Consider the following 9,782-nt stretch of genomic DNA (forward strand, 5'->3'; position numbering starts at 1 on the left):
TGCCGATGGCCTCGCCGCAGGTGTTCGGCGACCAGACGGACGTACCGGAGTCCGGTGACTGGTGGAACGCCGGCTATCTGATCGTGTGGGGCACCAACCTGCCGATCACCCGCACGCCGGACGCGCACTTCATGACCGAGGCCCGCTACCGGGGGCAGAAGGTCGTGGTGGTCTCGCCGGACTACGGGGACCACACGAAGTTCGCCGACGACTGGCTCGCGGCGGCGCCCGGGACCGACGGCGCGCTGGCGATGGCCATGGGGCACGTGATCCTCACCGAGTTCTACCGCGACCGGCAGGTGCCCTACTTCACCGAGTACGCCAAGGCCTTCACCGACCNCCTGCCGTTCCTGGTACGGCTCAGGGAGCGCGAGGGCGGCGGGTACGTACCGGAGAAGTTCCTCACCGCCGCCGACCTGTCCGGATGGTCCGGGGAGGCGGGCGAGTTCAAGACGGTGCTGCTGGACGCCCGTACCGGTGGGCCGGCGGTCCCGAACGGATCGCTGGGCTTCCGGTGGACGCCGTCCGGGGCCGGCCGGTGGAACCTGGACCTGGAGGGGGTCGATCCGCTGCTGTCCCTGTACGGGCGTGCGGACGGCGAGCCGGTGGCGGTGGACCTGCCGAGGTTCGACACCGGGCCCGGCGAGTCCGGCTCGGCGGTGCGGCGCGGCGTGCCCGCGCTGCGGATCGGCGGGCACCTGGTGACCACGGTGTTCGACCTGGTGCTGGCCCAGTACGGGGTGGCCCGCGAGGGGCTGCCCGGCGCGTGGCCGTCGGGGTACGACGACGCGGACAGCCCGTGCACACCGGCCTGGCAGGAGGCGGTCACCTCGGTGCCGGCGCGGGCCGCCGCCCGGGTGGCCCGGGAGTTCGCCCGGAACGCGGAGCGGACCCGGGGCCGTTCGATGATCGCGATGGGGGCGGGGACGAACCACTGGTTCCACTCCGACCAGATCTACCGCGCGTTCCTGTCGCTGCTGACGCTCACCGGCTGCCAGGGCGTCAACGGCGGCGGCTGGGCGCACTACGTCGGCCAGGAGAAGGTGCGGCCGCTGACCGGCTGGTTCCACCTCGCGTTCGGCCTGGACTGGCAGCGCCCGACCCGGCACATGGTGGGCACACCGCTGTTCTGGCTGGCCACGGACCAGTGGCGCTACGAGGCGTTCACGGCCGACGCCCTGACGAGCCCGCTCGGCGCGGGCCGGCTCGCCGGGCGGACCCTGCCGGACTGCAACGCGCTGGCCGCCCGGCTGGGCTGGATGCCCTCGCACCCCGCGTTCGACCGCAACCCGCTGGACCTGTGCGACGAGGCCGAGCGGGCCGGCAAGCCGGTGCCGGAGCACATCGTCGACGAACTCCGGTCGGGGCGGCTGCGGTTCGCCGCCGAGGACCCGGACGACCCGGCGAACTTCCCCCGGGTGCTGACCATCTGGCGTGCCAACCTGTTCGCGTCCTCCATGAAGGGCCACGAGTACATGCTGCGGCACCTGCTCGGGACGGACGACGCGGTCACCGCCGCCGAGACCCCACCGGACCTGCGCCCCCGGGAGGTGGTGTGGCGCGATCGGGCGCCGGTCGGCAAGCTCGACCTGTCGGTGGCCGTGGACTTCCGGATGACCAGCACCTGCCTGTTCTCCGACGTGGTGCTGCCCGCCGCCACCTGGTACGAGAAGTACGACCTGTCGTCCACCGACATGCACCCGTTCGTGCACGCCTTCAGCCCGGCGATCGCACCGCCCTGGCAGACCCGTACCGACTTCGACGTCTTCCACACCGTCGCCGCCGAGTTCTCGAAGCTGGCGGCCGTCCACCTGGGGGTGCGCCGGGACGTGATCGCGGCGCCGCTGGCCCACGACACGCCGGACGAGCTGGCCCAGCCGCACGGCCGGGTGCGGGACTGGAGGGCCGGCGAGTGCGAGCCGGTGCCGGGGAAGACCATGCCCGGGCTGATCGTGGTGGAGCGCGACTACGCGGCGGTGGCCGAGAAGATGGCCGCGATCGGACCGCTGCTGGACACGCTGGGCACCTCCACCAAGGGCGTCACGTGGAAGCCGGAGCAGGAGATCGACCTGCTGCGGCACGCCAACGGCACGGTGCGCGGCGGGGCCGGCGACGGGCGGCCCTCCCTCGCCCGCGACGACCTGTTCTGCGAGGCGATCCTGGCCCTGTCCGGCACCACCAACGGCCGCCTGGCGGTGGAGTCCCTCCGGGCGCTGGAGGAGAGGACCGGGGTGGAACTCGCCGACCTGGCCGAGGAGCGTTCCGGCGACCGGATCACCTTCGCCGACACCCGCGTCCAGCCCCGCTCGGTGATCACCTCGGCGGAGTGGTCCGGCACCGAGTCCGGCGGGCGCCGCTACTCGCCGTTCACCGTCAACGTCGAGCGCCGCACACCCTGGCACACCCTCACCGGGCGGCAGCACTTCTTCCTCGACCACGACTGGATGGCCGAGTTCGGCGAACAGCTGCCCGTCTACCGGCCGCCGCTGAACACGGTCGCGCGCTTCGGCGACCCGACCCGCGCCGCCGACGGCACCCCGCAGCTGGTGGTGCGCTACCTGACGCCGCACTCGAAGTGGTCCATCCACTCCGAGTACCAGGAGAACCTGCACATGCTCACGCTGTTCCGCGGCGGCCCGGTGATCTGGATGAGCCCGCTGGACGCGGAGCGGATCGGCGTGTCGGACAACGACTGGATCGAGGCGTACAACCGCAACGGTGTGGTGGCCTGCCGGGCGGTGGTCACCCACCGGATGCCCGAGGGCACGGTGTTCATGTACCACACCCTGGACCGGCACCTGAACGTGCCGAGGACGGAGACCTCCGGCCTGCCCGGCGGCGGCGACAACTCCCTCACCAGACTGCTGATCAAACCGACCCACCTGATCGGCGGTTACGCCCAGTTCTCCTACGGGTTCAACTACATCGGTCCCACCGGAAACCAGCGCGACGAGATCACCGTCATCCGGCGGCGCAGCCAGGAGGTGCAGTTCTGATGGCCCGTGACGGAGCCACCGCGGGGCCCCGGGCCGGAGCCACTGTCGGACGCTGCATGGCCCAGGTGGCGATGGTGATGAACCTCGACAAGTGCATCGGCTGCCACACCTGCTCGGTCACCTGCAAGCAGACCTGGACCAACCGGCCGGGAGCCGAGTACGTCTGGTTCAACAACGTCGAGACCAAGCCCGGCGTGGGCTACCCGCGCGGCTACGAGGACCAGAAGCGGTGGAAGGGCGGCTGGGAGCTGGGCCGCCGCGGCAGGCTGAACCTGAAGGCCGGCGGCCGGCTGCGCAAGCTGGCGACCATCTTCTACAACCCCGAACTGCCCTCCCTCGACGACTTCTACGAGCCGTGGACCTACGACTACGAGAAGCTCGTCACGGCCCCGCTGTCCGACTCCTTCCCCAGCGCGCGCCCCAAGTCGCAGCTCACCGGCCGTGACATGCGCCCGGTGCACGGTCCGAACTGGGACGACGACCTGGCCGGAGCGGCCGTGTACGCCGCCGCCGACCCGAACCTGGAGGGCCTGTCCGAGCAGGTGCGGATGGAGTTCGAGCAGGCGTTCATGTTCTACCTGCCGCGGATCTGCGAGCACTGCCTCAACCCCTCCTGCGTGGCCTCCTGCCCGTCCGGGGCGATGTACAAGCGGGAGGAGGACGGGATCGTCCTGGTCGACCAGGACCGCTGCCGCGGCTGGCGGTTCTGCGTCTCGGGCTGCCCGTACAAGAAGGTCTACTTCAACCACCGCACCGGCAAGGCCGAGAAGTGCACCTTCTGCTACCCGCGGATCGAGGCCGGCCAGCCCACCATCTGCTCGGAGACCTGCGTGGGCCGGCTGCGCCACCTCGGCGTGATGCTGTACGACGCCGACGCCGTGCTGAAGGCCGCCTCGGTCGAGGACGACAAGGACCTGTACGAGGCGCAGCTGTCGGTCTTCCTCGACCCGCACGACCCCGACGTCCTGGCCGCGGCCGAACGCGACGGCATCGCGCACGACTGGATCCAGGCCGCCCAGCGCTCCCCGGTCCACTCCCTGATCAAGCGGCACCGGGTGGCGCTGCCGCTGCACCCGGAGTACCGGACGATGCCGATGGTCTGGTACGTCCCGCCGCTGTCGCCCGTGACGGACGCCGTGCACGCCACCGGCTACGACGAGGCCGATCCCGACCGGGTGTTCGCCGCCATCGAGTCGCTGCGCATCCCGATGGCGTACCTGGCGAACCTGTTCACCGCGGGCGACACCGCGGTCGTCGAGGGCGTGCTGCGCAAACTGACCGCGATGCGCGCGCACATGCGCGGGGTGCAGCTGGGCGACCCGGTCGACGAGGAGCTGCTGGACGCGGTCGGCATGAGCGCGCGGGACGTCGAGGACCTCTACCGGCTGCTGGCCATCGCCAAGTACGACGACCGCTACGTCATTCCGAAGGTGCACGCCGAGGGGTCCGGCGCGCTGATGGCCCAGCACTGCTCCCTGGACTACCCGGGCGGCGCCGCGGACAGCGGGGCGCACACCCAGGACACGCTGTCCGGCACGCCCTCGCTTCCGGGGCTGTCGGCGCCGGGCGGCGGCAGCCGGTTCCGCGACAGCGACGGCCGGGTCCGCTTCAACCTCCTCGGCTGGAACGGCACGGCTCCGGCCCCCGGCCTGTTCGGCGATTCCGGTCGGGGAGGGGACCGGTGAGGAACCTCCGCCGCACCCACCGCCGCGCCGACACACCGCTGCTGCACCGGATCACCTCGGTCCTGCTGCGCTACCCCGACCCGCCGGCCCTGTCCCTGCTCGACGACGTCACGGCCGCGATCCCCGCGATCGGCGACCCGGCCGACCGGGCCCGCCTGACCACGTTCACCGACCGGCTGCGGAGCCTCACCCCCACCGAGGCCGCGCAGGCCTACGTCGCGACCTTCGACCACACCCGCCGCCGCTGCCTGTACCTGACGTACTACCGCCACGGTGACACCCGCGCCCGCGGCATGGCCCTGCTCGCCCTCAAGCACACCTACCGCCAGGCCGGTCACGAGCCGCCCGAGAGCGAACTGCCCGACCACCTGCCGCTGATCCTGGAGTTCGCCGCCCTCGCCCCCGAACCCGGCCACCGGATCCTCCTGCGGTGCCGGGCCGGACTGGAGATGCTCCGGCAGGCCCTGCACGAACACACCGATCCCCACGCGCCCCTCCTGGACGCCCTCTGCGACCGCCTGCCGAGCCCGGACCGCCGGCAACGCGAGACGCTGCGCCGGCTGACCGCCGAGGGACCGCCCGAGGAACACGTCGGCCTGGAGCACGTGGGTCTCGAACCCTTCGCCCCACCCGAATTCCTGACCGGAACCGGAACCGCAGCCACGACCGGAGACCGCCGATGAGCTCCTGGGACCTGTGGTGGTGGGTCATCCTGCCCTACCTCGCCCTCGTCACCTTCGTCGTCGGCCACGTCTGGCGCTGGCGCTACGACCGGTTCGGCTGGACCAGCCGCTCCACCCAGCTGCAGGAGCGCAGGCTCCTGAAGTGGGGCGGGCCGCTGTTCCACTACGGCACCTTCGCCGCCATCGTCGGACACGTCCTGGGCATCCTCGTCCCCGAGTCGTTCACCCGGTGGCTCGGCATCCCGGAAAACGTCTACCGCTGGTTCTCCTCCATCGGCGGCACCGTAGCCGCGCTGGCCGTCATCGCCGGTGTGGCGGTGCTCGCCCTCCGCCGCACCGCGGTGCCCCGGGTCCGCGCCACCACCAGCGCCGTCGACTGGATCGCCCTGGTCCTGCTCGCCGTCGTGATCGTGCTGGGCGCCATCCCGACCATGGGGATCAACCTGTTCGGCAGCGGCTACGACTACCGCCGGAGCGTGGCGCTGTGGTTCCGCGGCCTGTTCGCCGGCGACCCCGACGTCCGGGCCGTCTCCCACGCACCGCTGATCTACCAGGTCCACGCCACCGCCGCCTGGGCCATCCTCGCCGTCTGGCCCTTCACCCGGCTGGTGCACGCCTGGAGCTATCCCCTGTGGTACCTGTGGCGTCCCTACGTCCTCTACCGCGGCCGCGTCCCCACCCACCCCACCGAGCCGGGCACCAGCGGCCGCCGCTGGCGCCGCATCGGCGCGGGGTACTGACGGCGCGGCACCGACCAGGCGGTCGCGGCGGCCCGGCTCGGCGGACAGGTCGCCATGATCGGCCGGGTCGGCGGTTACGCTCCGAAGGCTGTGAACTCTGCGCGTGTCATGGCCAGTTCACATAGGTTGGGGGCGCTGCACCGGTCATCGCCCACCACAGGAGGCTCACCCGTGCCCGAGGACACCAGTCAGGACAGCGTCGGTTTCGCGACACGTGCCCAGATCGACACGACCACACCGCACTCGGCGCGGTTCTGGAACTACTTCGTCGGCGGCAAGGACAACTACGAGGTCGACCGGGAGATCGGCGACGAGATCAAGGGGATCTTCCCCGGGCTGGTCGACGTGGCGCAGACCAGTCGGCGGTTTCTGGGCAGGGCCGTCCGGTACCTCGCCGGTGAGCAGGGGATACGGCAGTTCCTGGACATCGGGACCGGACTGCCGACCGCCGACAACACGCATCAGGTGGCGCAGCGCGTCGCTCCGGACGCACGGATCGTGTACGTCGACAACGACCCGATCGTCCTCACCCACGCGCACGCCCTGCTCACGAGTACGCCCGAGGGCAGGACCGACTATCTGGACGCCGACCTCTACGACCCCGAGGCCGTCCTGCGGGCCGCCGCCGGGACGCTGGACCTCACCCAGCCGGTCGGCCTGGTGATCCTCAACACCCTCGGTCATGTGGGCGACTACGGGCAGGCCCGTGACCTGGTGCGTCGGCTGATGGCGGGGCTCGGGTCGGGCAGCCACCTGGTGATCAGCGACAGTACGGCGACGAGCGAGGGCATGATCGCCGCGTCCCAGGCGTACAACGCGAGTGGCGCCGTTCCCTACCACGTGCGCGGCGTCGAGGAGATCGCCGGTTTCTTCGACGGGCTGGAGCTGGTGGAGCCGGGGGTCGTGCGGGTGCCGGAGTGGCGGCCGGAGGCCACCGGGAAGCCGGGTGGGGACGGTGCCGCCGTCGACGCCTACTGCGCGGTGGGGCGCAAGAGCTAGTGCCGCGACCGGAGGCACGGGGCAGGAGCGGACAATCGGGACACGGCCTCACCGCTTGCCGGGACGGATGCCGTGCACGAGCGGCTGCTGGGCGGTGTACACACGTTGCGGGCGGCCCCGGAAACAGCGGAGCCCGGGCGCTGTCCGGGCGTCCGGGCTCCGTGGTCAGGGGTGTCGGCGTGGCACCCCGTTCCGGGTTCTACTCGGTGGTGTCGACCTTGATGCGGGACGGCTCGGCCGGCGCCGGAGCCGAGGGTTCGACCTGCTCCGGGGTCTTGGCCGTGCCGCGCCCGGCGAGGCCCTGGAGGAGCTGGGCGAGGTCGACGCCGGTGGTGGAGCTGAGGAGTTCCATGCCCTGGGCGACGTTGTCGGCGACCGTGCGCGAGAGTTGGCCCGCGCCGTCCGTGGAGATGACGGTCAGCTTGTCCACGGCCGCCAGCGGCTCGGCCGCCTTGCCGACGACCTGCGGCAGCACCTCGACCAGCATCTGGAGCACCGCCGCATCGCCGTACCGCTCGAAGGCGTCGGCCTTCTTGTGCATGGCGTCGGCCTCCGCCGCACCCTTGGCGGCGATCGCGGCCGCTTCGGCGTCACCCTCGATGCGTACGGCGTCGGCGAGCGCCGCGCGGTGGGCCTTCTCGCCCTCACCGGTGAGCCGTGCCCGCTCGGCGGCCGCTTCGGCCTCCTTGACCAGGGCTATGCGGTGGGCCTCCGCCTCCTGCTCGGCCCGGTAACGGGCGGCGTCGGCGGGCTTGCGGACCTGGGTGTCCAGTTCGCGGTCGGTCAGGGCGGCCTGCCGGGCGGCTACCTTCTCCTGCTCCTGCAGGACCTCCTGCTGCCGGGCGGCCTCGGCGAGCGGGCCGGCGGCGTTGGCGCGGGCGGCGGCCTCGTCCGTCTCGGCCTTGATCTCGGCCTGCTTCAGGGCGTAGGTGCGCTGGGCGATCGCGATCTCTTCCTCCGCCTTGAGGCGGGCCTGTTCGGAAGCGCGCCGGGCGACGGCCTCGGCGATGTCGGCCTCCTGCTTGGCGCGGGCCGCCTCGGGCCGGCCGAGGTCCTCCAGGTAGGAGCCCTCGGTGGTGATGTCCTGGATCTGGAAGGCGTCCAGCACCAGCCCCTGCCCGGACAGACTGGCCTCGGCCTCCTCCGCGACCTGTCCGGCGAAGGCGGCCCGGTCCCGGATGATGTCCTCGACGGACATCCGCCTGACGATGGAACGCAGCGCGCCGGACAGCACCTCCTGGGTGAACCCGACGATGCCGTCCTGCTGCTGGAGGAAGCGCTGGGCCGCGGCGCGGATCGAGTCCTCGGTGCCGCCGACCTTGACGATGGCGACGCCCTCCAGGTTGGCCTTCACCCCGCGCAGCGTGACCGCGCCCCGGACGGCCACCGGAATGTGCCGGCTGGACAGGTCGAGGGTGAACTTCTGCTGGACGAAGGGCACGACGAAGACACCGCCGCCGACCACGACCTTCTGGCCGCTGTTGTCGGTGAAGACCCGGCCGGTCTCGGGGTCGGTGGACTTCTTGCCGCGCCGTCCGGTGATGATGAACGCCTCGCTGGGACCCGCGACCTTGTAGCGGGTGACGACCACGAGGGCCAGCAGGACCAGGAGTACGACGGCTCCGACCACGGCGATCAGTACAGGACTCATATGTGTGAAATCCCCTCAGCCCTCCCCGGGGGACGGCGAATTGGATCGGATCAGGAACAAATCAGGAACAGATCAGAACGGACGCGGAAGGAAGACGAGGCAGCGGGTGTGGGCGTCGTGGTGTGGCGCGGCGCTCCGGCCGGTCAGTGCTCGACCGGCCGGACGGCGACCGAGGTCGCGGACAGCGCCGACTCCACCCAGACCTCGGCACCCCGCGCCACGGGCACCGGACACTTCGCGGCCAGCTTCAGCGGCTGCCCGGCGAGGTACACCAGCACCTCGCCGTACCCCTCGGCCGGAATGGCCGTCACCACGGACCCGGAGCTGCCGACGAGATCGCCGCCCCGTGGAGCGGCATCGCCCTGATCCCGCATCAGGGCGCGGCTGAATTTCCACGTCAGCCAGCCCGCGGCGACGCCCGCCACCACGCCGATCGCCGTTGCCCCCGTAACCCCCATGCCCGTGGTGCCGAGTGCGATCGCCCCGCCGAAGCCGAGCATGGACACGAATCCGGCGATGACCGGCAGCGACAGCAACCCGTCGAACAGCCCGTCCAGCACCCCGCCGAACAGGCCTTCCAGGATCCCGTCGAAGATCAGTGAGAGCACCAGCAGGACCAGTCCGGCGATCCCGAGACCCACAAACCAGTTCATTCGGGCCCCGCTTTCACTCGACGACCCCCCGCGCGTGCATATTGCCACGCGAACGGGTGACAATACATTGCCTGTTGCCAGCAATCTTTACACGCTCTTGATGCCGCCTTGATACCGCCTTCGCCCGGACGACGACGTTCCGCCGCGGCTCGGACACGGTGCGCAGACACGGTACGCGGACGCGGGAAGCTCGACGGCGGTACGGGCCGTCGCCCTGAAGGCCGGCCCGTGCTCTGCCGGAAACCGCGCTGCCCCCGGGACGGGGGCAGCGCGCACCACGGGCGGCGCCTCCGTTGCCGGGGGCTGGAAGCGGCGGCGGACGAGCGGTCGGTCGGTGCCGCTCCTACGACGCCCTGCGCGCCGCGTGGCTGCCGG

7 protein-coding genes and 1 pseudogene are annotated in these 9,782 nt (G+C 71.6%); 6 read left to right on the forward strand and 2 right to left on the reverse strand.

The genetic code is table 11. The features are described 5' to 3' along the window. The 6 genes and pseudogenes from RH94_RS41980 to RH94_RS02050 all read left to right on the forward strand — a co-directional run. On the forward strand, positions 1-339 hold a 339-nt coding region (locus RH94_RS41980), incomplete at both ends, for a molybdopterin-dependent oxidoreductase (RefSeq protein ID WP_234425470.1). Position 340: 1 nt separating this feature from the next. Next, positions 341-2,996, forward strand: a pseudogene (locus tag RH94_RS02030) (molybdopterin-dependent oxidoreductase); the annotation flags it as partial. After that, entirely contained in the window at positions 2,996-4,681 is a 1,686-nt protein-coding gene (gene narH, locus RH94_RS02035) for a nitrate reductase subunit beta (protein WP_234425465.1), read from the forward strand. The pseudogene RH94_RS02030 and the gene narH, both read left to right, overlap by 1 nt. Further along, positions 4,678-5,364, forward strand: coding sequence for a nitrate reductase molybdenum cofactor assembly chaperone (gene narJ, locus RH94_RS02040; protein ID WP_073945962.1), 687 nt, complete (start codon positions 4,678-4,680; stop codon positions 5,362-5,364). Before narH ends, narJ begins: the two co-directional genes overlap by 4 nt. Then, positions 5,361-6,104 (forward strand): respiratory nitrate reductase subunit gamma, encoded by a 744-nt coding sequence (gene narI / locus RH94_RS02045; RefSeq protein ID WP_073945963.1) that lies wholly within the window; start codon positions 5,361-5,363, stop codon positions 6,102-6,104. Before narJ ends, narI begins: the two co-directional genes overlap by 4 nt. 171 nt (positions 6,105-6,275) lie before the next feature. After that, positions 6,276-7,103, forward strand: a complete 828-nt coding sequence (locus RH94_RS02050) for an SAM-dependent methyltransferase (RefSeq protein ID WP_073945964.1) — start codon at positions 6,276-6,278, stop codon at positions 7,101-7,103. Between the two features lie 199 nt (positions 7,104-7,302). Here RH94_RS02050 and RH94_RS02055 read toward each other — a convergent pair whose 3' ends face one another. Together RH94_RS02055 and RH94_RS02060 are read right to left on the reverse strand one after the other, a co-directional pair. Next, positions 7,303-8,754 (reverse strand): flotillin family protein, encoded by a 1,452-nt coding sequence (locus tag RH94_RS02055; protein ID WP_073945965.1) that lies wholly within the window; start codon positions 8,752-8,754, stop codon positions 7,303-7,305. A 143-nt stretch (positions 8,755-8,897) separates the two neighbouring features. Further along, positions 8,898-9,407 (reverse strand): hypothetical protein, encoded by a 510-nt coding sequence (locus tag RH94_RS02060; protein WP_073945966.1) that lies wholly within the window; start codon positions 9,405-9,407, stop codon positions 8,898-8,900. Positions 9,408-9,782: the final 375 nt, after the last annotated feature.

This window comes from Streptomyces kebangsaanensis (assembly GCF_001906585.1).
In the GTDB taxonomy this organism is placed as follows: domain Bacteria; phylum Actinomycetota; class Actinomycetes; order Streptomycetales; family Streptomycetaceae; genus Streptomyces; species Streptomyces kebangsaanensis.

What these genes read in the sequence shown, in the direction of transcription:
- narH (WP_234425465.1), top strand. Translation starts at nt 2,996, where the DNA reads ATGGCCCGTGACGGAGCCACCGCGGGGCCCCGGGCCGGAGCCACTGTC.
- narI (WP_073945963.1), top strand. Translation starts at nt 5,361, where the DNA reads ATGAGCTCCTGGGACCTGTGGTGGTGGGTCATCCTGCCCTACCTCGCC.
- RH94_RS02055 (WP_073945965.1), bottom strand. Translation starts at nt 8,754, where the DNA reads ATGAGTCCTGTACTGATCGCCGTGGTCGGAGCCGTCGTACTCCTGGTC.
- RH94_RS02060 (WP_073945966.1), bottom strand. Translation starts at nt 9,407, where the DNA reads ATGAACTGGTTTGTGGGTCTCGGGATCGCCGGACTGGTCCTGCTGGTG.